General features: G+C 35.4%; 15 protein-coding genes, 1 tRNA gene and 5 pseudogenes. 10 read left to right on the forward strand and 11 right to left on the reverse strand.

All coding sequences use genetic code 11. From position 1 onward, the window contains the following. Nucleotides 1–750: 750 nt before the first annotated feature. Nucleotides 751–1,028, forward strand: a pseudogene (locus ACFIMP_RS06360) (hypothetical protein). 46 nt (nucleotides 1,029–1,074) lie between these two features. Here the strand turns inward: ACFIMP_RS06360 and ACFIMP_RS06365 are convergent. Continuing rightward, a complete protein-coding gene (locus tag ACFIMP_RS06365; protein WP_006589073.1) occupies nucleotides 1,075–1,395 on the reverse strand; it encodes an addiction module antidote protein in 321 nt (106 codons plus the stop codon). Beyond that, nucleotides 1,382–1,684, reverse strand: a complete 303-nt coding sequence (locus ACFIMP_RS06370; RefSeq protein ID WP_006589072.1) for a type II toxin-antitoxin system RelE/ParE family toxin — start codon at nucleotides 1,682–1,684, stop codon at nucleotides 1,382–1,384. Before ACFIMP_RS06370 ends, ACFIMP_RS06365 begins: the two co-directional genes overlap by 14 nt. A gap of 159 nt (nucleotides 1,685–1,843) precedes the next feature. Here ACFIMP_RS06370 and bgtA point away from each other — a divergent pair. The 4 genes and pseudogenes from bgtA to ACFIMP_RS06390 all read left to right on the forward strand — a co-directional run bounded on the left by bgtA (nucleotide 1,844) and on the right by ACFIMP_RS06390 (nucleotide 3,085). Next, nucleotides 1,844–2,510, forward strand: a pseudogene (gene bgtA, locus ACFIMP_RS06375) (gene transfer agent endolysin BgtA). Further along, complete coding sequence (locus tag ACFIMP_RS06380; protein ID WP_375653045.1) at nucleotides 2,507–2,734, forward strand: hypothetical protein; 228 nt, start codon at nucleotides 2,507–2,509, stop codon at nucleotides 2,732–2,734. The pseudogene bgtA and the gene ACFIMP_RS06380 overlap by 4 nt, the downstream one beginning before the upstream one ends. Then, nucleotides 2,667–2,873 carry a hypothetical protein gene (locus ACFIMP_RS06385; RefSeq protein ID WP_375653049.1) on the forward strand — a complete coding sequence of 69 codons (207 nt, stop codon included), beginning with the start codon at nucleotides 2,667–2,669 and terminating at the stop codon, nucleotides 2,871–2,873. Before ACFIMP_RS06380 ends, ACFIMP_RS06385 begins: the two co-directional genes overlap by 68 nt. Further along, a pseudogene (locus tag ACFIMP_RS06390) lies at nucleotides 2,866–3,085 on the forward strand (hypothetical protein). Before ACFIMP_RS06385 ends, ACFIMP_RS06390 begins: the two are co-directional and overlap by 8 nt. Before the next feature lie 166 nt (nucleotides 3,086–3,251). On the opposite strand, the pseudogene ACFIMP_RS06395 reads toward ACFIMP_RS06390, so the two are convergent. The 4 genes and pseudogenes from ACFIMP_RS06395 to ACFIMP_RS06410 all read right to left on the reverse strand — a co-directional run bounded on the left by ACFIMP_RS06395 (nucleotide 3,252) and on the right by ACFIMP_RS06410 (nucleotide 9,025). Beyond that, nucleotides 3,252–4,352, reverse strand: a pseudogene (locus tag ACFIMP_RS06395) (tyrosine-type recombinase/integrase). A gap of 542 nt (nucleotides 4,353–4,894) precedes the next feature. Continuing rightward, nucleotides 4,895–5,821, reverse strand: coding sequence for an outer membrane protein (locus ACFIMP_RS06400; RefSeq protein WP_375613489.1), 927 nt, complete (start codon nucleotides 5,819–5,821; stop codon nucleotides 4,895–4,897). A 562-nt stretch (nucleotides 5,822–6,383) separates the two neighbouring features. Next, nucleotides 6,384–6,656 carry a hypothetical protein gene (locus tag ACFIMP_RS06405; protein WP_375612155.1) on the reverse strand — a complete coding sequence of 91 codons (273 nt, stop codon included), beginning with the start codon at nucleotides 6,654–6,656 and terminating at the stop codon, nucleotides 6,384–6,386. Continuing rightward, nucleotides 6,650–9,025 carry a mechanosensitive ion channel family protein gene (locus tag ACFIMP_RS06410; RefSeq protein WP_375613488.1) on the reverse strand — a complete coding sequence of 792 codons (2,376 nt, stop codon included), beginning with the start codon at nucleotides 9,023–9,025 and terminating at the stop codon, nucleotides 6,650–6,652. Before ACFIMP_RS06410 ends, ACFIMP_RS06405 begins: the two co-directional genes overlap by 7 nt. 181 nt (nucleotides 9,026–9,206) lie before the next feature. On the opposite strand from ACFIMP_RS06410, the gene ACFIMP_RS06415 reads away from it, so the two are divergent. From ACFIMP_RS06415 to ACFIMP_RS06430, 4 genes are all read left to right on the forward strand, one after another. Next, on the forward strand, nucleotides 9,207–9,584 hold the full coding sequence (locus ACFIMP_RS06415) for a hypothetical protein (protein ID WP_375613487.1): 378 nt from the start codon (nucleotides 9,207–9,209) through the stop codon (nucleotides 9,582–9,584). Nucleotides 9,585–9,675: 91 nt separating this feature from the next. After that, nucleotides 9,676–12,189 (forward strand): protein translocase subunit SecD, encoded by a 2,514-nt coding sequence (secD, locus tag ACFIMP_RS06420; RefSeq protein WP_375686145.1) that lies wholly within the window; start codon nucleotides 9,676–9,678, stop codon nucleotides 12,187–12,189. Nucleotides 12,190–12,288: 99 nt separating this feature from the next. After that, nucleotides 12,289–14,040, forward strand: a complete 1,752-nt coding sequence (locus ACFIMP_RS06425; RefSeq protein WP_375613485.1) for a cation:proton antiporter domain-containing protein — start codon at nucleotides 12,289–12,291, stop codon at nucleotides 14,038–14,040. A 15-nt stretch (nucleotides 14,041–14,055) separates the two neighbouring features. Further along, nucleotides 14,056–15,009 carry a lysylphosphatidylglycerol synthase transmembrane domain-containing protein gene (locus ACFIMP_RS06430; protein ID WP_375613484.1) on the forward strand — a complete coding sequence of 318 codons (954 nt, stop codon included), beginning with the start codon at nucleotides 14,056–14,058 and terminating at the stop codon, nucleotides 15,007–15,009. Nucleotides 15,010–16,107: 1,098 nt separating this feature from the next. On the opposite strand, the gene ACFIMP_RS06435 is transcribed toward ACFIMP_RS06430, so the two are convergent. Continuing rightward, nucleotides 16,108–16,183, reverse strand: a tRNA-Lys gene (locus ACFIMP_RS06435). Nucleotides 16,184–16,619: 436 nt separating this feature from the next. Between ACFIMP_RS06435 and ACFIMP_RS06440 the strand changes: the two genes are divergently transcribed. Further along, nucleotides 16,620–18,188, forward strand: a complete 1,569-nt coding sequence (locus ACFIMP_RS06440) for a TerC family protein (RefSeq protein WP_375612149.1) — start codon at nucleotides 16,620–16,622, stop codon at nucleotides 18,186–18,188. Between the two features lie 1,050 nt (nucleotides 18,189–19,238). Here ACFIMP_RS06440 and ACFIMP_RS06450 read toward each other — a convergent pair. From ACFIMP_RS06450 to ACFIMP_RS06470, 4 genes and pseudogenes are all read right to left on the reverse strand, one after another. Beyond that, nucleotides 19,239–19,370, reverse strand: coding sequence for a hypothetical protein (locus ACFIMP_RS06450; RefSeq protein ID WP_375638427.1), 132 nt, complete (start codon nucleotides 19,368–19,370; stop codon nucleotides 19,239–19,241). 1,648 nt (nucleotides 19,371–21,018) lie between these two features. Next, nucleotides 21,019–21,584 (reverse strand): annotated as a pseudogene (locus ACFIMP_RS10025) (hypothetical protein). Between the two features lie 121 nt (nucleotides 21,585–21,705). Next, entirely contained in the window at nucleotides 21,706–21,846 is a 141-nt protein-coding gene (locus ACFIMP_RS06465) for a YbfB/YjiJ family MFS transporter (protein ID WP_375630051.1), read from the reverse strand. 116 nt (nucleotides 21,847–21,962) lie between these two features. Further along, complete coding sequence (locus tag ACFIMP_RS06470; protein ID WP_375613483.1) at nucleotides 21,963–22,130, reverse strand: hypothetical protein; 168 nt, start codon at nucleotides 22,128–22,130, stop codon at nucleotides 21,963–21,965. Between the last annotated feature and the right edge of the window lie 213 nt (nucleotides 22,131–22,343).

The raw sequence follows: 22,343 nt of genomic DNA on the forward strand, positions 1-22,343 counted from the left end.
CAAATATTGCCAAACATAACCGCAACCATCCTCACAACCGATATGCGAAATCATCCGTCTATTGTTTGTATCAACGTGTCCTCCAGACGTCTTAGGAGAAGGCGCTTGATTGCCGACAATACTGGTTGCTTGATTACTTCCATACATGCATGGCGAAAACTCATCACTCGTCAAAAATCTCTTATTAACAGACCAAAAATCAAAGGCATGATTCGCATAGCTACGAGTTGAAAATACCCGTAATTTGGCTTTAGGAGGCAAGCACATTTCATTCGTGAGAATAAGCAAGCCTAGTGAAGAGCAACATAACAGTAGCAATTGAAAGGCGGCTTAAAACGACAAAATAGTGAAAAGTACTGATCATTTTATGATTGTATATGCATTTAAATCGACAAAAAGGCACCGTATAAAGCAATTTGAACTTTTTTGACAGGGGAAAAATCCACTTTAGAAATACAAAACACTTTATACAGTCAAATTTGAGACAATTAGATCTATAGGTAAAATTAAGGTTTTAAACATGCGAATTTTACAACACCTGTTCTTAACAAAACCTAAACAACCCATGCAAAAAAATGGGTTGTAACAGTTGATTATATTCCTTACTGAGGACAAAATCAAAAAAGGTTTCATGGACTGTCCTGCTATCACCATTCAAAGACCAGATGGTACAGAAAGAGTGCTCCCTTCAACAAAAATTACATCCAGAGGATTGGCATGTTTGAGAGAGCAAATCTTTGGGGGTGTGCAATGAATAGCAGTGTCGACTTCTTATGCAATTTGTGGATAGCGTTGGCTCAATTTTCCAATCATCAAAGTGTTGGAGATGAGGATTTAACACGCTGGTGCAGGTCATGGGCGTGGTGGAAAAAGCTTTGATTTTAGAACTTCAAGATGAAGTGCCCAATTTTACAAAGATTCTGGCAGTTCTTACAGATTTCGGAGCTTCAGAGTTTCCCATGGCTATGAATCCTTTTTTGAAAGCTTCCGAACCAGATTTAGAAAGCCCCATTAAAAAGGTTGCTTAACTTAAAAACAGAACTCCCCTCCCCGTTATCAACAATGGGGAGGTAGTCAAGATGCTTCTTCTAAAGCTGCTTGTTCCTTACAATTATTTTGGATAGGTGTTAAGCTAATCTGCAAATTTAAAGCACTCAAAACACTAAGAAAAGTAGAAAGTCGTGGATCACCTTTATCGCTTAAAGAACGATAAAGAGACTCGCGATTTAGTCCTGTCTCTTGAGAAACAGTTGTCATTCCTTGTTTACGCGCAATAATACCTAATACATGTGCAATATAGCCACTATTTTTGGTTTCTAAAGCATCATCTAATAAGATCTTAAAGTCTTCAGGCGTATTAAAATATTCACTTACATCAAATTTAGTAATTTCCATGTTTCATTTCCTTTACTAATTGAAGGGCTTTTTCGATATCTTTTTGTTGTGTGGATTTATCACCAGCATTTAATAACAAAATGATTTGTTTCCCTTGTTTTACAAAATAAATCCTATAGCCTGGTCCATAATTTATTTTTAGTTCACCAATGCCACGGAAATATTTCACGTCTCCTAGAAGCCCATATTCAAGGCGGAAAATACGTGCAGCAATTTTCTTTTGCACTTGTTTGTCTTTTAACGAGTCTAACCACTCTGTAAAATAGTGTGTTTTTTTAACAATAAACATCTGTAGTTTATATGCTACAGAATAAATAATGTCAAATACATTCTTTTGTTCCAATGAACAAGCTACATAGGTTTTAACAAGCCATCCTTTCACATGGGAAAAATATCAATTTTTTAATCCAGCTCTGCTTTTTGCGGAGCTTTTTTTATGGAGAAGCATATGCGAAAAATATCATCAGAAGGACTTGCACTTATTAAACAATGGGAAGGTTTGCGTTTAAACGCCTATAAAGATGCCATTGGGGTATGGACAATAGGTTATGGACATACAAACAGTGCTGGAAAGCCTTTTATTTACGAAGGCATGACAATCACTGAAAAGCAAGCAGAAGAACTTCTTTGCCAAGACTTAAGACAATTTGAAAATGTCGTTGAACGCGCTGTTACAGTTTCATTAACGGATGAACAATTCGCGGCGTTAGTCTCCTTTTGCTATAATGTAGGAACAGGAGCCTTTTGTAACTCGACACTGTTAAAAAAGATCAATCAAGGTGAATATGAAGCTGTCCCTGCCGAGCTACAGAAATGGACCAAAGCAGGCCGGTAAGCGTCTTGAAGGTCTCGCACACCGGCGTGTGCCGGCAGAAACAGGCTTATGGGCGAAAGGGGCTTTTGTTTCCTCCAATTATCAAACAGTAGAAACGCAAGCACCAACGGGGGTTTTCAAAGCCGAAGCCCTTGCACCGATTATTGGTTCTTTTTCTGGGCTTGGAGGCTTATTAGCAGGAAATGGACCAATCCAATGGGCTTTGGCCACCATTATGGTTTTAGCCGCATGTGCTGGTATTTTCTTTGTTGCTAAACGCTTTCAGGAGCATCGTCTATGATCTTATGGATGAAAAGAAATCTGATGGTGACAGGCGCGGCTTTAGCCGCTTTTTTTATGATTTTAGCAAGAGCTTTTAATCTTGGGAAAAAAGCAGAGCAACAAAAGCAAACAGAAAAAGCTTTAAAAGCAGCCACAACCCGTCTTGAGGTAGAAAATGAAATTAATCAAAAAAGTGATGCTGATGTGCGTGCTGCTCTCTCTCGTTGGTTGCACGACAAATAAATATGCTTCTTCTTGTGTTGGCTGGTTGCCAATTTATTTAGACAAGAAAGATCTGAACGCCATCAGTTCCAATTTAGCAAGAGAGATCTTAAAGCACAATAATCTAGGTGAACGCTTGTGTGGGTGGAAACATAGCTAGAAAAAAATCCAAAAAACACACAGAGCTTACAGAAGCAGAAAAAGAAATCCTTCAAGAAATCATCATCACCTACAAAAGCGTAAAAATGATGTCTCGTTTGATGAAGTGGATAGCATTCATCCTCTTTTTGCTTATCCTTGATTTTGCACACCTTATGGATGCGATAGACAATATCTTTGCACATTATAAAACAGTGGCTAACCAAAAACTGAAAGCTTTACCCCCTCCCCGCTTTTAAAGCGAGAAAAGAGAGATTATATCGTAATCTATCCGCTAATCGCTTAAATGTTTCTTAGACACCTGACGCGACAATAGACATAACAATTATCAAGCCTCTCCAGATATAAAAGACGCCCATTGTTCTAAGAGGACACGGCGCTATTCTAAAAAATCCGTCCGCATGTAAGCCTTTGTCACTGAATTCCCAACTGAATACGCAAGAACAGATTCTGCAATTTCAAATGGTGTTGACGTTGTCTCTGCTATCCAGTCCCGCAGAATCGATCTGAAACCATGAAGTCTATAATCAAAACCTTTGTCTTTCATGAATTTAGGAAGTGCTACATCAGATATAGGCTTTCCAAAACTCTCAACAAATAAAAAACCATTTTTTTGCTTTTTCAATAACAGCAAGCGCTTCAGCTGTAAGCGGCACATGAAAATCAGAAACCTTTCCAACAATTCTCTTCATATTTTCTTTTGGGATAATCCATATTGATCCATAAATCTCTAAATATGCCTGATTGGTATAAAAAAAACCGTCAAAATAAGAAGTTTTAAAGCTAGATGTGATACAAGCTCATCATTTTAAGATTGAAAAAACTTAGGCATTTCTTTCCATGGCATAACTGGAATATTTGGGGCATTTTGAATAAACTTTTCTAATAAAGCTTTTGCTTTTAATTGCATATCCACATCTATACTAAGTGCCACCGCATGTTTTATAGCTATATTCAAGCGGGATAAAGCTTTACTTGCTGTTTCGTTTTTTGTCTTCCAAATGGGAGAAATGCATCCTTTTATATCAATTTGCGTCAGTTCAATGATTGGCGTATCACCAAGTTTAGGAAAAACATGTAACTCAAGAGGTGTTAACCAGTTTGCTGCTTTTCCTTCATTTTTCAATTCGTTTTTTTTCGCTTCAAAAGTACTAGAGGCAATTTCTCGTAAAGAAATACTCCCTGCCCGACGCAAATTTTCTTTTTGTTTTCGGCGAATCGGGTCAATTCTTTGATCTAAAAGATCACGACAAGCTAAAGCTTTGAACAGTGCTTCTTTTAAAGATACATTGCGACAAGAGCCTAATCCCATTTCTCGTCGTCTTTTATTGAGGTCAAACCTAAAAAACCATCATCCTTGATCTGGTGTAGTTTTGATAAGCCATAAACCAGCTCTGTCAGCATATTTTCCTTTAGATAGATTTTTTACAGATAAGATAGACAGTCTATCACGTTCTTCGAACCACCTTTTAAAAACCACCTTTTGAATTGCACTTGGAGCACTTTCATCTGGTACCAAGATTATATATAAAAGGCAATTTAATAAATAAAATAAAATAAAAACAATTAGTTATTAAACAGAAAAAAGATAAACTGTGCTATCAGGTGATATTGTAGAGAGTTCTAAGGAAAGAAAAATTTGTTGCACAAACGTACACGCCGTCCGCACCACTCTATGTAAATTTTCTTTATTTTCTCATTACTTAGATAGTAAAAACTCTCTTTAAGTTTATTGTTTGCAACTCTATAACGGTATTATAAAGTGATAACTGTAATAATATGAAAGACGACGCAATCCTTCTTTGCCAACAAATGTTTCAACCACACCTCGTGAACTAAAAATTTTTTATTCTTAACAATTAAGAATCTGAGTAACTCTTCCTTACCTCCTCATTCTCACTCAAAGTCAAAGCCCCCTTTTTTTTCACCATAAAATAGTGTTTACAATGCATAAAATTAAAAAATAAAGGCCCTATCAAAGAAATAGGACCTCTTAAATTTAAGCTCCTTTATCCTACAAAATTAGAATTTGTAAGCTATTCCTGCGCGAAAATCATTCGTCTTATACTTAACTTCAATCTCGTCTTTAAATTTCCTTTTACCAAAATCTGAGTAACGATATTCCGCACGCACAACAAGATGGTCTGTCATTGCAAAATCAACACCACCACCGAGAGTATAACCAATCATCGTTTTTGTTACATCCGATGTCCTATTAAATGGCTCACCTCCCGTAATTACTGTCGACAAAATATCCTGAAACTGTCCATAAGCAACACCACCAGCAATATAAGGCATCACACGCCCTGCAGAAAACCCAACACGCACCCGTGTAGCACCTGTCCATTTTTGTTTTAACGTATGATTAAAAGTTAAACTGTCTTTCTCTTCTTTATCCTCTGCAGAAGAGCGAGAAAAGCCTCTGCCCTGTCTCCTGACAATTTTTGCCTTTTTTCGACTTTTTTCTTCTGTATCTAATTCCTCAGTATCACTACCCGATCCTTCAGTGCCCAATCCTTCAGTTCCACCAGCACTCGATTCATCTGCATGAAATCTTGTTTTTGTATCCTTTTTTTCCGTTAAAATGATATCCGTATCAATCCCCATAATAAAATTATTACCGAGATCAAAATTAACACCCGCATAAAAACCACCTATAAACCCAGAAAGATCGGGCATATGCTGTTTCTCGACAGGTATCCATGGTTTACTTTTACTACCCTCATCAGGATAGAGAGGAATATTAACATCAGGCGCTGTTGCAGAAATCTTACTTGAAAAGCCACCAACTTGCCCCCCGAAATAAACACCTCCCCAAGAAAAAGGTGAAGAAGCAACAACTTCTGAGGCAACATGTACTGGCTCTTCGTGAGCCACCACATCTGCAGCCTGTACTATAGAAGGTGAAATCAAAGAAAAAACAGATGCTGTTATAAATTTTGTATTCATAAAATTATACCCCATTGCTAAATTTAAATATAATCAAAAATCACATTTAGAAAAACAAAGTTTTATAAAATCTTATGCTGCAAAATCGCATGTACTCCTTTATAGTTACATTTAAATCTATTACTATATTAATATATCATTACATCAAAATTTAATATTATCAAATAAATTTTAAAATATTATAATAATGATTACTTCAAATAATAAATATTTAATAAAAATACATATTATCTTGTCAAAAGGAGGAAATATAAAACATTTTGTATTAAAATTACCGCAAAAAAATCACAAAATAGTATATTTTATGCCTTTTTTTTATGAAAAAATTCTAAAAATGATGTAATTATTTTTAGAAAATCGATGTTCATTAACAATACTATAAATACCTCAATATTCTTACATCCAAAATGCATACTGTAGATTCTACATAGTATAAAAAAACATCCATTTTATACTAAAATCATACCTTTTTTTTACCATTTTCTAAAGGATGAGATTATTAATTACACACAATATCATTATCCTTCTAAATCTTGTCCCCAAACAAAAATTCTCAATCATTTTATTTAAAAATTGCTCTTCCCCTACTGATTTCTATATTATCATCTGCCTTTATTGCAAAACGGTCTTTATTAGGAAAAGTTATAAAACATCCCTTCATACAAATTGTAATTGTTTGATGAGTATTTAAAGAAATTTTTGAAGGTATACTTCCTTCAACAACAATAAGAGATTGTATCTTTAAATCAGTATTCTTCACTGTTGCAGCAAAAGCTGTTATGGTAAAAATACTTAATAGAATAACTGTAATCAAAATATAAGTATATTTCAGCATTCTAAGATTCCTTCCTCAGCAAAACGCTTATATAGGCTAAATCGAAGAGCATTGGTTACATGAGAAGATGAGGTAATATTAGGCACATAAATAGCCAAATTAAAGGAAAAACTCTTACGATCAAATGCTGTAAAACTCACCTGTGGGATAGGATTTTTTAAAACGCCTTCTGTCGCAGAAGCAATCTCTAACAAAATTTCAGCAACATGCTCTGGAGCAACCTTAGATGATACAGTAACTGGTATATCAATTCGTCCTACTTTATTACGTCGTGTCCAATTACTAACGTTGTTATTAATAAGGCTTGAATTGGGAATAATAATCGTCTTACGCTGAATTGTCTCAAGTTCCGTTGCACGCACACTAATACGCTTAACAACACCCCCTACTGATCCAGATTCTATATAGTCCCCTATTTTAAATGGTCTTCCAACTAAAATAATAAGTCCAGAGACAAAGTTTTGGACAATATTCTGTAAACCAAAACCTATACCAAGTGAAAGTCCTCCAGCAATAAGAGCGAAATTTCTAAGATCCAAACCTGCCATTGATAATCCGGTCAAAGAAGATACAACAACGCCTCCATAACTTATCACTGTTTTGATAGAATTACGTATACCAGAATCGAACTCTCCATGAACCAACACCACATTATCTAACCAACCAATAAATCGGCGAATAAGAAACCAGCAAACACAAAAAGAAATAATTCCTGTTACAAGAGAAATCAAAGAAAGACTAATATTTCCAATCTGAAAACCGGTCACCGATTGCCACAAAACTGCTTTTAAATCAGAATAGGAAAATCCAAACTGTACAGCAATTGGCATTGCACAAAATATAACAACAAATAAATTGAGAAAAACGCTCACAAAAACTCCCAATTGATTCATCGTTTTTTCTTCTAAATGAAACCTCTGCATCAAAAGATGACCAACCGTTGTTTTCATAAATTGGTCTTTAGTTCCAAGTGCTTGAGCGCTTTGTATTCCTAAATACATGAGAACTAAAAATGCTCCATCAATCATAATTTGCTGCGTAATAAAACGCGCAAGTCCAACGTAACCTAAAAAATTCAATACAAAGAGCAGTAACCCCAAGCCAATAAGAGGAATGCGTATATAAAACGGCCAAAAGTATGGCTCTTTTTTTTCTTCTTGAACACGCCTACGTCTAAACCGCAAAGGTACAAATGATATTATAAATAGCAATATCGCTACAAGAAAAACAGCAATAAAACTTTTAGCAATTGTTAAAGATAGAGGCGCTGAAATGATTTGATAAATACTATCAAGAACAGCGTCAAATGCCAAAATACCCCCTAAAGAAGTGAGTAAAATCACTAATTGATAAGCAGACGATGATGTAATCTTGAGAAGACCTACATGGGGCCTATTCGATGATAGAAGAACAACCGCTAATCGATTGATTAAAAATAATAAAATAATTTGACAACCTATCATATCAAAAACTGTTGTAAGCTTACCTAGATCTAAGTTAAAACTACGAAACAAAAACAACACAAGATAAACGCAAAGAATACATACAAGTGAAGGTAAGAGAACTGAAATAAAGGCGATCAATAAGCGTTGTAAATAAGATATTTCCTCATTAGACTTCGTAAAGTGGCAATACACATGAACAAGAACTTTTTGAGAAAAATACGAAAGTCCCAAAGTAATAAAAAGTGGAATTAAAAAGCAAAGAAATAGTTGTAAAAACTTGAAGTAAAATATAAAATTCCACCAAGAATTTAACAACACAAGAAAATCTGATGAAGCCTCTTTTGTTTTTTGGACGAGATGTTTAACCATCGGAATCGAAAACTCAAGCCTATACGTAAGCGTGCGTTTAAAAAGCTCCCGAGATTGAGAAATAGAAAGTTCAGCTATTCTATTTGCCGCTAAGAAAATTGCTTCAAAACGAAGCATGATACTGTTAATTTTAGCTTTTTGCTCTATCAAATAGGAATATTCCTTCACAGAGCTTTTCAGTTTTTTCACGTCACGATGGAGCTCCATTAATTGATCAAGAAGTGTATTAATCTCATTAAGAGGAGGACGCAAAACAAATGCTGCCTCAATAGCACGTTCACTGATATCTTGTGCACGTAACCGTAATTCTTCTAAAGCACGCTCATCTTCTGGCTTTCTGTCAAAATCTCTTTTTAAAGTTTCAGTATTTTCTTCAAGAGTCTTAATAATCAACTGTTGTTGCAGAATAATTTCATCAACTGAATAAGAAGCTATCGTTTGTTCGACAATTGTATTTTGTGCCCCCCTATTACCCCATGCACCAGAATTAAATACAAAGATAATCCCCAAAAGAAGGAAAAGTATGTGGATGTTTTTTCTACAAAATGAATACATATCTACCTTATGAGCACAAAAGGGATTTTATTTTTCTCTTTTAAATATGGTATAAAGTAGATATTTTCAACTTTTATAGAATAATCTTATAAAAGCTTTCCCTTATCCTATAATACTGGTAATAAGATAAAAGAATGATAAATAAGCTGAACTCAATAAGATTAAAAGAAGGCACTCTAGCATGTTTTTTTTGCACCTTTATTGCAAAAAAGAAGATTTTCTTCCTTTGACAACCTGGATTTTTCTATCCAGTTTAGGTGTATTCTTGACGAGCAACCTAGAAACGCGTGCTTATTTAATCAAACAATCACACACCAATAATGTCATTAAAACGAATAGATTTGATTTACATCATAAGTGTGATCAGGTGAATGTTACCACAACTGAAAACAAAAAACTTGTAACACTCCATACAGAATCTATTTTTATGAGGACCTTTCAAAAAATCCTAACATTGGATTTCTTTTTAATAAAGATTCCAGCTGTTGACACACGATTTCGTAACGTTAAAACACAATATTTCTCAAATAAACGCGCTCCTCCCAATGAACATACTTAATTCTCTTCCTTGAATATAAAAACGATCATCTTATTTTACTTGTGCTTTTAACTTTGAATAACTGTTAGATTGCCTATTTACGGAATATATCATGCGTACACCTGGTTGGTTAACTACCCTTTATTGTTTTATTCTTTTAAGCAGCATTTATGTTGCCTTACCCAATTTATTTTCACACGAACAAGTTAAAAACTCGAAATTCTTACCCGACACCCGTGTAGCACTTGGTCTTGACCTTCAAGGAGGCTCTTCTCTCCTGCTCGAGGTTGATAGCAAAACGTTAAAACGCGATCAGTTACATATAGTTTTAAGCAATGTGCGCAATGTATTGCGTGAAAAACAAATCCGCACCTCAAGTGTGCGTATCGTTGAAGATAGCGTTATTGCCCTTATTTCTGACCCATCGCAAACTGAAAAAGCACTCTCTGCTTTGAAAACATTAATAACCCCCATACACAGTAGCTTTGGCACAACAGAACATAACATCACGATCAGTGTTCAAAATGAAACTCTCCGCGTCACATTAACAGAAGCTGGTATAAAAGACCGTGTCAGCAATGCTATTGAACAAAGCTTAGAAATCATCCGTCGTCGTATAGATCAAGTTGGTGTTTCAGAACCAGCCATCCAAAAGGTCGGAAATGATCGTATTATGGTCCAATTGCCTGGACTACAAGATCCAAAACAACTGCGTGATCTTTTAGGAACAACCGCTAAGATGAGTTTTCATCTTGTTCCTTCTAATGTGGACCCCAATAACCCCCCTATAGGTGTTTCTATTCTCCCTGGATACACTGATGCAACACAACATTATGCAATTTATGATCAAATTGCTTTAGATGGAAATGTCCTGAAAGATGCCCGTGCAGGTTTTGACCCCCAAATACCAGGACGTTCCATTATTTCATTTACGCTAGATTCCGCTGGTGCAAAAATATTTGCCGATATAACACGACAAAATATTAACCGTCCTTTTGCCATTGTTCTGGATAATAAAGTTTTAACCGCTCCGACCATCAATAGCGTCATTCCCAATGGACAAGGTCAAATTACAGGAAACTTTGACCCCAAAGAAGCCTCAACTCTGGCTGCTCTGCTTCGTGCTGGTTCCCTCCCCGCACCACTCACGGTCATTGAAGAGAGAACCGTAGGTCCAAATCTTGGTGCTGATGCTATCCAAATGGGACTTTACACCGGCATAATTGGCTTTATTCTTGTTGCAATTTTTATTTTTCTTCTCTATCGTATTTGGGGATTAATTGCCAATATAGCACTAGCTCTGCACACAATTTTAACATTTGCTGCACTGAGTCTTTTGGGAGCTACGCTTACGCTGCCTGGTATTGCTGGTATTATTTTAGGCATCGGTATTGCCGTTGATGCTAATATCCTTATCAATGAACGTATCCGTGAAGAAAGTCGAAAAGGTGTGGGTGCTTTTGCAGCCCTAGATCGTGGATTTAAACACGCTTTTGCAACCATTGTTGATGCAAATGTTACAGCAATTATAGCGACCGTCTTACTATTTTGGTTCGGGACCGGTCCCGTTCGTGGTTTTGCCGTAACAATGTTGCTTGGTATTATCATCTCCATGTTTACAAATATCACCATTGTACGCATCATCATGATTTGGATCGTTCGTAAATGGAAAATTAAAAAATTGCATATTCACTCTGCTTTCAACATCATGCCACAAAACACAACTTTCCACTTTATGAAAGCACGTTTCATTGGTATTGGCGTCTCAATTGTTTTATCAATGGCTTCAGTTTTTCTCTTTTTTAAGCCTGGATTGAATTTTGGTATTGATTTCATTGGCGGAAGCCAAATGAGTATTACCACGAAAGGACCAGCAGATCTAGCAACTCTGCGTTCCAAGCTTTCTACTCTTAATATTGGTGAAGTTACCTTGCAAAATATTGATAACGAAAATACCGTATTAATTCGCATGCAGAAACAAAGCGGTGGCGAAGCACAACAAACCACCGCCATTGATAAGGTCAAAACAGCTGTACAAAATATCTATCCCGATACCACATTCGATCAAATAGAAGTTGTTGGTCCCAAAATTTCAGGTGAGCTTGCCACAGCTGCTTTTACTGCTGTTATTCTTGCGGCTATTGCCATGTCTCTCTATATATGGTTACGCTTCGAGTGGTTCTTTGCCATTGGAGCAATTATCACTCTCATTCTAGACACCACAAAAATGATTGGCTTTTTTGCTTTATTTCAATTTGATTTTAATTTAACGGCTATCGCCGCACTCTTAACAATTGTTGGATATTCTATAAATGATAAAGTTGTCGTCTATGATAGGATGCGCGAAAATATGCGTCTTTATAAAAAAATGCCGTTGCGCGAGCTGATTGATCTGTCAATTAATCAGGTTCTTGTACGTTGTTTTTTTACATCAGCCACAACAATTCTTGCGATGCTCCCCATGGCGATATGGGGTGGAAGTGCTGTTCATAATTTTGCATTACCCATGGTCTTTGGGATTATTATTGCAACATCATCCTCTATCTTTATTGCTGCTCCTATTTTACTCCTGCTAGGAAATTGGTGGCGTGAGCGAAATAATCGTGCAAATATCAAAGTGAAATAAAAATGCCCTTTAATGCGTATGGTACATCTCGCCTCTCTTCTCATAGAAATATAGTCGTTTTCATTCATTCGCTTTTTGATCAAGAATAGTAAATAATCCATGCTCCACGACACACCACTTATCACAACTATTGTTGCAGGCTTATGTTTAGCATTTCTCTTGGGAATGATTGCTAGCCGTTTACGTATTTCACCCCTTGTAGGCTATTTGTTAGCTGGTGTTATTGTGGGACCCAATACAGGCGGATTTAAAATAGATTCCGTCATCATTAATCAACTTGCTGAAATTGGTATTATTTTGCTGATGTTTGGTGTTGGGCTCCACTTTTCATTAAAAGACCTTTTATCTGTCAAAGCTATTGCTGTCCCCGCTGCTATTGCACAAATGGCATTTTCTACTTTTCTAGGTTTGTGCCTTGGTCTGATTATGGGATGGGGCTTTAGTGGTAGTTTGATTTTCGGTCTTGCTTTATCCATAGCAAGTACCGTTATCCTGCTACGTGCTTTGCAAGAGCGTCATCTTATTGAAACAGAAAAAGGACGCATTGCCGTTGGATGGTTGATTATTGAGGATTTAGCAATGGTCCTTATACTTGTCCTCATCCCTTCCTTGGCAAGTGCCCTCAGCAATACCAAAAAAGAAGCGTTGGATCCTCTTGTTCAATGGTTGGATTTAAGTATTTGGGGTATTTTTGGTCTCACCATCCTGAAGGTAATTGTATTTATTGCACTTATGCTCGTCATTGGGCGACGCGTTATCCCATGGCTTTTAAAAATGAGCGCACAATCGGGATCACGTGAATTATTTCGTCTTAGCGTCTTTGCTATTGCATTAGGAGTAGCTTTCGGAGCCGCTCATTTATTTGGAGTTTCTCTTTCTCTTGGTGCTTTTTTTGCTGGTATGGTCATGAGCGAATCAGAATTAAGCCACCGTGCCGCGGAAGAATCTTTACCACTGCGCGATGCTTTTTCTGTTCTCTTTTTTGTTTCTGTAGGCATGTTATTTGACCCCGAGAAACTCTTAACTCATTTTTTCCCTCTCTTAGCAACCTTATTCATTATCGTAATCGGAAAATCTGCTGTTGCCTTTTTCATCGTTAAAGCTTTTCGCTATTCTAATGCAACAGCTTTGACTATTTCTGCAAGCCTTGCCCAAATCGGAGAATTTTCCTTTATCCTTGCTGGTTTAAGTTTAAGCTTAGGACTTTTAAACAATGACGCTCATGATTTAATTCTTGGAGGAGCAATTTTTTCTATTTTGCTCAATCCTCTTGTTTTCATTGCCTGTAATAAAATTAAAAAACGTCTAGAAAAAAATTCTGCATCTTCACAAAATACCCAAACAATTATTGATATTGATCCACAAGATCCTGACCAAGATTTTTTACCGATGACCTTAAAAAACAACCATATCGTAATTATTGGCTATAGTCGTATCGGTAAGTGTGTTGCATTATCTTTAATAAATAGAGGTGAACCTATAGTGATCGTAGAAGAATCAAAACGCCTCTCTGATAAAGCGATTGCAGATGGCTTTGAGGCTATTTGCGGCAATATCATTCAACAAGAAATAATGAACGCAGCAAATATAAATAATGCACATAAAGTTGTTATTACAATGCGAAGTACCATTGAAGTAGGAGAATGTATCGTAAATATCCGTGATATGAAGAAAGATATCCAGATAATCACACATGCATTATCCGACACAGAAACAACATATCTCATTGATTTAGGTGCTGATGTTGTAGTAACAGATGATGAAGAAATTGCCAATGGTATTATAGAGTATATAACAGAACGAAGATCTGTAAGGAATATGCTCAATCATGAAAATTTACAGAAAACATAAAATGGATACAGAATCGTGAAAATAAAGCAATTTATATGGCCATTGATTGGTATCTTAGCAATGCTGGTATCTATTCGAATTCTTTACATGAAGCTCTCTGCCATTTCATTTGGGGATGTATTGGAGCGCTTGAGCAATTTAAATGCACAGCACTGGTTATTAGCCTGTTTATGTTCTCTCCTAGCTTATGCTGCTCTTGCTGGATATGATCGAATTGCCTTGCAACATCTAGGCCATAAAATTTCTTGGATTTTTATCGCTATATGTTCATTTACAACCTACGCTCTTTCACACAATATCGGTGCTTCAGTTTTTTCTGGTGCCGTTGTACGCTATCGCGCCTATAAAATGAAAGGATTAAACGGAACAGAAATCGCAATATTAGTAGGTTTTTGCTCTTTTACTTTTGTAATCGGCACAATCTTACTTTTGGGAATCGTTTTGGTGCTGCAACCCGAAATTATCACCCTCATTCATAAAGAACTTCCTGAATGGCTCGGAACAACGGCTGGAGCAATTTTACTCAGCTGTATAGCACTTTATACGTTTGGCAGCTGGCTTCAGTTAAAACCCTTACGCTTGGGTAAAAAAATTCAACTCTCCTATCCCCGGCTGAAAATTGTTATTCAACAGCTTCTCATTAGCCCTCTAGAGCTTTTAGGAGCAGCAGGAATTATATATGCTGTTCTCCCACATAACGCAGATATTCATTTTATCTCTGTTCTTGGTGTTTTCCTAGCATCTTTTACGATAACTCTTCTCTCTAATGCTCCAGCAGGAGGAGTAGGAGTTCTTGAAGCTCTCTTCATAACAGGCATGCCCAATATAAATCCAACCGATGTTATTGCAGCACTTATTGTCTTTAGAATGTTTTATTTGATTATACCGCTTATCCTTTCATTATTTGTGGTCGTCATTTTTGAGGCGCAACAATATTGGAAAAGAGCCCCCAAAACACCACCTGAATAAATAAAAGGCTATCAATGACTTCTTTTTTTATGTACCTATAAAAGAACAAAACACCATCGTGTTGCCAATTTACATATCTTTTTTAAGAAACCTCTCTCAACGCTCTTCTCCATTACACAACAATACCCGTAAATGGTATAATAGTAAAGCTATTGTTGCACCATCATCTTTATACTTAATAAAAGAGCAAGCCTGCGCCATTATACTATTTTTCCAATGTTATGATAACTTTTAGCACTTAAGAACATTAATAAGAATTATTTTTATGCCTTTCTTCAATAGTCTTTATCCACACGTTAATCCCATTTATGATGCAAAAATGAATGATTTTAATTAATTCATTATAAGAGGGATTGAAACAAAAGAAGTTTATGATAGTAAAGTTTTTTTAAATAAAGAATAATCAATTCTTTATAAATCAATATATTATAATGAATCTGAGTGGCTTTCTTAATATTTATATTTTTAGAGGTTTAGCTAACGGAAAGACAGCATAGCGTAACCACACAGCTTAATATTTTAAAACTTTAAGCCTCATTAAAGTTTATTGTCTTTCGTTTAACAGGTATTAGCTTTAAACAATTAAACTGATCTAATTTTATTACTTGTATGTCCAGCTAACTACTTTATTTTATCTTGATTTACCCTCTTGGAATACTGATGATTATTACAGAAGTTTTTTGTTTAAGCGGGAGAGTTATCAAAAAATATCCACGCTGCTGACACAACTAAAGTGTAAAGTTTCTTCTGTCTTTAAACAATATGCTAAAAATCCAAAAAAATTTAATCAATTTATATTAAAAGAAGTGAAAACTGTTGATTTTTATACCCCTTTAAATAACACAATTGTCGGTAAGAGGCTTCTCCTTACCAATTGCAACTTAAAAAAAGAAACAATACGCATTAAAAGATCTTAAAATGTCCTTTGGAAGTTCTTTGAGTCCCCTAAAAAGTACAAACACCGATGACTAAGCTATATCAACAATCTTCACTTTTAAACAAACAGATATGGGGAAATCCTACTGCCCAATTTTATTTAGCAACTCGTACCTTAAAAAAATTACGCAATCAATAAGTTATTTACGGTATAAAATAAAATGGTGGGTGATGAGGGGATCGAACCCACGACCCGCTGATTAAGAGTCAGCTGCTCTACCGACTGAGCTAATCACCCATAAGCTTCTCAAAAGACGAGAATGAGCGTTTCTATAACGCTCCTAAGGATAGATGTCCAGATATTTTGTTGTTTGTTATATAAACTCATTGTCTGTAAGGTTAAAAATATGATATTCACCACTTGATCTTATATAAAAATAAACCCATTATAAGAGGCTTTATAAATAAATGTTCTGATTGTTATACAGAACCTATAGTTAGAGGATTATCGAGCATAATGCCCGAGCGAAAATTAGAGGAACCTTCTTGTGGTTGTAAGCGGGATGGGGCATCATTTTGTTTTATCAACAATCACATGCATTCAAGCAATATTGTGCTGTTTTTTTCTTTGAATATAAGTTTTTTACATTCAATGTTCATGATCCAATATACGAATAAAAGCCTATGAATTTTTTTTGTCAATCGCGCGCTTTTAAGCTTCTAAAAGGTAAGGAATGATGGAATGGATCACTGATCCCCATGCGTGGTTTGGTTTGATCACGCTGGTTTTTCTCGAAATTGTTTTAGGAATAGATAACCTTATCTTTATTGCAATTTTAGCTGAAAAATTGCCACTGCATTTGCGTGACCGCGCACGCTTTATAGGTCTTACTTTAGCATTAATTATGCGGCTTTTCCTTCTTACCGTTATTGGATGGGTTATGAGACTCGATAGGGTCATTCTTTCACTTTCATCTTTTGTATTTAGTTGGCATAGCTTTATTTTAATCGGTGGTGGAGCCTTTTTGCTCGCAAAGGGAACGCTAGAATTACATGAAAGGTTAGAAGGAGTATCACATGAAAGAAAAACAGGCGTTGGTTATGCTGTTTTTTGGCAAGTAATCGTCCAAGTCGTGGTGCTGGATGCCGTTTTTTCACTAGACAGTATTATTACCGCAACAGGTATGATTGCAAAAGAGCAGGCAGCAGTTATGTATATCGCAGTCATAGCTGCTATGGGAGTAATGATGTGCGGATCTGGTGCTCTTATGCGTTTTATTAATCGTCATCCCACTATTGTAATCCTTTGTCTTGGTTTTTTGATGATGATTGGTTTTACTCTCATTGTTGAAGGATTTGGTTTTCATATTCCAAAAGGGTATTTGTATGCTGCTATTGGTTTTTCTGTTCTCATCGAAGCTTTTAATCAAATTGGACGTCGTAACCGTGAAAAAATGATTAAAACGAATGATCTACGCAGTAGAACAGCTGATGCTGTTTTGAGGCTCTTAGGAGGAGGAAGCAAAGATAGTCACCTTGCTGAGACTGTAGATGTTATTGCTGAACAGGCCGCAGCTTCTGAGTTGTTTAGACCAGAAGAAAAGGAGATGATTCGTGGTGTTCTCGATTTAGCTGATCGCCCTGTTCGCTCTATCATGTCGCCGCGTAATGAGATTGAGTGGTTAGATTTAAATGCTGATGAAAATGAAATGCGTGAAGAATTACAAAAGGTTAAACATAGCCGCTTAATTCTTGCGCGTGAAAAAGTGGATGAATTTGTTGGCGTTGCGTTGACAAAAGATCTTCTTTTGAATTTGGCTGAGGGGAAAAAGATTAATTGGAAAAAAGCTATGCGAGAACCCCTCGTTGTTCATGAAAATACAAGTGTTTTACGATTGATGGAGCAATTACGTCATTCTTCGATTCAGCTTGCAATTATTGTTGATGAGCATGGATCTTTTGAAGGAATTGCAACACCAACCGATATTCTTGAAGCTATTGCAGGAGACTTTCCTGATGACGATGAAGAACTCATGATCGCAGAACAACTTGAAAATGGCAGTCTTCTTGTTGAGGGATATGCTGATATCCGCCGTTTAAGTGGTTATCTTGGGCGTAATCTTGTGGATGAAGCAGATCGTTATACGACTCTGGCAGGCTTTATGCTTTGGCAGTTTGGTCATTTACCAAATGAGGGAGAAAGCTTTGAAACTGATGGTTTACACTTTAAAGTGATTGAAATGGAACGCAGAAACATATCTAAAATCCTTATTTCTCCACTTGTATCACCAGAAAAAAGCTAATTCTTTTTATAAGCAAAATGAATAAAAAGATTTTTTTATGATTAAAAATTGAAAAAAATCAGAAGTTGATGACTTAATTGCATTTCATTATTTATATTTTTTTTAAGCGTAAAATAATGAACATACAAAAGTTATGTTATCAATGAACTTTCCATTATAAAAAATTTTCATTGATGATTGACGAAAAGCTGGAAGAGAGAAAATGGTGCAAAATTATTTGTCAATGGTCATTAATCTCAAAACAATGAATATATACAACATATTGATTTATAATAATTATTTATTACAATATTACCTTCACATCAAGAAAGCCTCTTTCAAACATCAGATTTCCGCCAATGGATAAAACTCCACCATTGTTGAGTTCACTCAACTGATGATGGCATCTTTAAACCAGACTCTGGCTCCTATAATCTTTTTAGATCTTCTTGATATTTCTTAAGGAGCTATTCCTTATCTTTTGTTTCGATAAATTTAGCTATTTTTTTCCTTCCAAGAATGAGACTCAACCTCTCTGGAAAGGCCCTTATTAAGAACTTTGTTTTTCTTCTAGATAGCTCATATTTTTGCTACTTTTTAATTAAAGCGTAGCTGAGCTGCTTAGATTTCACCACTTCTTTGACTAAAGCCAATGCACGTTCAGATGAATCTGTTGGGTATTTTCATCAAAGCCTAAATGATCCTCTGCACTGAAACTTTGATAATAAGATTGTAAGGTTGCAACATCACCCAATAAAGACAGTGCACCAATATGAAGTAAGCTATAATCTGCATCATATACCTTGATAACCTTTATGTGCCTCCAACTTCATTCTTTCGCCAAGATGGTGCTCCATATCTGGAATAAAAGCATTTATGAAGATCAATTCTTTCTATCGCCTATTTCAAGACATAATCAAGCTTAATTCCAACCAATCTGCATATATTCCTTCTTCACAAACTCTCAACCCCTTTTTATAAAAATCAAGTTGTAGATCTTGTAAGTGCTGAGAATTGATAGGGATCAATTGCAGATAAAATACCAGTACTAATCGAAACTCCAACATCAAATTACGGATAACCTTTGATAATTGCGTCATTATAAAGAATTTGTACTTCACAATCTGGTAGTTGATAACGTGCTGAATAATTATCTAACTCTTTAATTTTTTCAACAGACCAATCAAGATTTTTGAAGAACACTGTTGCACTCTCCATGATTAAAAAATTCTTTGCTCTACCTCAAAAGAGGTTGTATCCATATCAAAAGTCAAAAGCGAAGCAGATTTTTGCAAACAAAAGTGATAACGCCGTGTAAGAGAAGAATCTTATCAATAAGGTCTTTGGTGATTTCTTTTGCAACGTCTAAACGAGATGGAATCTTATTCATAAAAAAATATAATAAAGTCAATAGTTTGTGTGAAATTATTCTATATGAATCCCATTTAAAATCTACACTTTTATACGTGATTTAATTAACCATTTTCATAAACAATTACCATGTATGGATAGACCATAAAACGCATGTAAACATTCAAATGAAGTGAACGCAGCTATCATTCATAACAGTTCATAAATTTTATGATACGTTTGTATCACACACAAATCGCATTATTAAAAACGTAATCGTTTGAAATTATCGATAACATAAATTGCATGCGTTTTAAAAATGGTATGGGGTTTACTCTTTTTTTGAGCTAAACCTTAAAAGAAATAATCATTTGAAACTATCATAGAATAGGTTTTAATTCATTAAGGGCACATAAAAGGATTTAAAGACAAGTCGATTTTAAAGCGCCGCTTACTAAAAAGTTAGTCAATAATAAGCAGACATTATATAGATACTATCATCACAACAGGTAATGAAATTGATAATGTTATGTCGTAGAAATCAAAAGATTTTTAATGATATAACGCAGGCAAACAAGCAAAAAACGTTTTAAAAGTTACAGTTTAAAAATACGAAACCAAATGAAGTCCCCTAAAATTTGAGGATACTTATTAAGACAAAGATAAGTAGATAAATTTCAAAAGGATTGCAATCATATTACAAAGGCATGGTGTTTTACTCAATTTTGAGTCAAAAGCGACAATGTTTAAAGAATGCTCTATTCTAAAGTTAACGAACTCGAATTTGAGCTGGTTAATTTTGCCAGCCCAAATATAGAGCGGCTTATTTGAAAAGAAGTTATGTTTAAATGCAAAGTGAAAATACGCTTATGAGAACCTCACTAAATGAACGTTTAAACGTTTAGAGACATAAAATGATATCTCTATAAATACGTTTGAAACCTAGATTTATAACAGTTTAAAAGCCTTAGATTTTATAAAAAGCGGTTGTTTATTGTCTTATGAAAAGCTGCTTTTAAAAACCAATGTTCGTAAATGTAAACAACGGGTTTTGTTACAAATATTTACTTAATACGCATTTTCTCTTGATTGTCTTGATATGAACCTACCAAGCGTTGAGACATTTTGATAATGTACTTTGTGTCAAATGACCACTTCAAAAATGCGAGCGTTATTCTTAATACGCTTTATAGCCATACATAAAGTGTTTATAGGTTCTGTAATTCAAATGAGTGATTAAAGATCATATCTGTCATTTACGTTCCTTTTGATCAGTTTTAATCAATAGAATAGAGCGTTTGCAATATGATACGTTTTGTATACATACATTCATTATTGACTTCTTTTGTATGATCTGTAGTACCTCTATTTAAAAGCAGCGTCATATCAATTGGCACAGCTTTCTTTTATGATGCGTTTATAACCATCAAAGAAGCACCCTCCACGTCTGTCATTTATTCTGTTTATCAATCTTGATAACATCATCACTTTCATAAACCTCTCAATTTATGGGAACCGAATATAAATCGCTATGTCTTTTTATTCTTGCATTGCCATATACATTACTTCTAATCACGATATAATCAGGAGATCTTGGCATTGCCATAAACAGAGCCGTAGACCTTAGTATGACACCCCACGCTAGCATTGCCGTAAACCTTGCCTAACAACCGCATGATCATAAACCGCGGCATTGCTATGAATACGTGCACTACCGGATAATTTTGCATTCCCATAAACCCGCGCTTAATGATAAACTCAAACGTTATAAGAAAGATGAGCATTGTCATAAACATGAACACCAAAATACACATGGGTTTTATCACATATAAGGGTATTGCCATACACATAGCCACCAATGGCAGCATTGCCATAGCCCCTTATATTTTCATAAACACAACCAGATTTTACAACACAGACATTATCAGCAACCCAGCAATTACCATCATGAGAGAGATTGCTTTCATTTTCAATAAAAGCATCCAGATCGCCTTTTTTTACATCACCAAAATCGTTTAAAGCACGAATGCGATAATATATATATATATTATCAGTCACGAAATCCATTTGATTGATCTATTCATATTTTGGATGGTTTTTTCTGATTAACAGGAGCGGTTTCATTTGCAATGAAAGAAATAACGGAGGTGTTTTTTGATATAGTTATCATAATTAAACCTGTATGTTTTTAAAAGTTTTGAACAGACATTAAGCCAGCTCCAAACCAAATGTTTGTTGCATCAAGCGCTCTGTTCAAACTAATAATAACATATTCATTACCTAGTAGTAGAATACCAACTCCTACACCTGCATAAAGCGAAGCAATAATCCGCCCATATGGCTATGCTGCATGACCATAATAGAACCCAAAACCATCATTGCTACACTCGCAACACCAGCAGCAAAACGGATCAAAAGGACTAAGTGTTAACGCCATGAAAATAATTAAGTGCACTCATTACTATAGCTGCACAAGATAGTATGCGAGGAGCAAGAGATATAATCCCAATTACTGCCAAACGTAAAGAACATACTCCCAACTAAATAACCACCATAATTAGTGTTCGGTATATAAGAAAGTTGATTAAAGCTAAACAATCCTTCATCCAACATAACTGGCAGTATTGGTGTATAGAGAAATCACCAGATACCCATATCAAAACCATATCGAATACAGCATTTTGAAACAATTCAAATCTTGACGGTTGTTTTTTCCCCCTTATTATTCCTTTAACTGGTGATATTCCTCATCTGCGTTCCATATCACCATAACAGCCTTTAACTCCAAAAATAGAATAAAAGCAAATTTAGCTATCTATTTTAATG

The sequence above is a fragment of the Bartonella sp. AP65SXKL genome, from assembly GCF_042195725.1.
GTDB lineage: Bacteria > Pseudomonadota > Alphaproteobacteria > Rhizobiales > Rhizobiaceae > Bartonella.

Bases quoted from the DNA above. Each gene is read 5' to 3' on its own strand.
- ACFIMP_RS06380 (WP_375653045.1), top strand. From the start codon at position 2,507: ATGATCTTATGGATGAAAAGAAATCTGATGGTGACAGGCGCGGCTTTA.
- ACFIMP_RS06385 (WP_375653049.1), top strand. From the start codon at position 2,667: ATGAAATTAATCAAAAAAGTGATGCTGATGTGCGTGCTGCTCTCTCTC.
- ACFIMP_RS06440 (WP_375612149.1), top strand. From the start codon at position 16,620: ATGATGGAATGGATCACTGATCCCCATGCGTGGTTTGGTTTGATCACG.
- ACFIMP_RS06400 (WP_375613489.1), bottom strand. From the start codon at position 5,821: ATGAATACAAAATTTATAACAGCATCTGTTTTTTCTTTGATTTCACCT.
- ACFIMP_RS06425 (WP_375613485.1), top strand. From the start codon at position 12,289: ATGCTCCACGACACACCACTTATCACAACTATTGTTGCAGGCTTATGT.
- ACFIMP_RS06415 (WP_375613487.1), top strand. From the start codon at position 9,207: ATGTTTTTTTTGCACCTTTATTGCAAAAAAGAAGATTTTCTTCCTTTG.
- ACFIMP_RS06470 (WP_375613483.1), bottom strand. From the start codon at position 22,130: ATGTTGGATGAAGGATTGTTTAGCTTTAATCAACTTTCTTATATACCG.
- secD (WP_375686145.1), top strand. From the start codon at position 9,676: ATGCGTACACCTGGTTGGTTAACTACCCTTTATTGTTTTATTCTTTTA.
- ACFIMP_RS06405 (WP_375612155.1), bottom strand. From the start codon at position 6,656: ATGCTGAAATATACTTATATTTTGATTACAGTTATTCTATTAAGTATT.
- ACFIMP_RS06365 (WP_006589073.1), bottom strand. From the start codon at position 1,395: ATGGAAATTACTAAATTTGATGTAAGTGAATATTTTAATACGCCTGAA.
- ACFIMP_RS06370 (WP_006589072.1), bottom strand. From the start codon at position 1,684: ATGTTTATTGTTAAAAAAACACACTATTTTACAGAGTGGTTAGACTCG.
- ACFIMP_RS06410 (WP_375613488.1), bottom strand. From the start codon at position 9,025: ATGTATTCATTTTGTAGAAAAAACATCCACATACTTTTCCTTCTTTTG.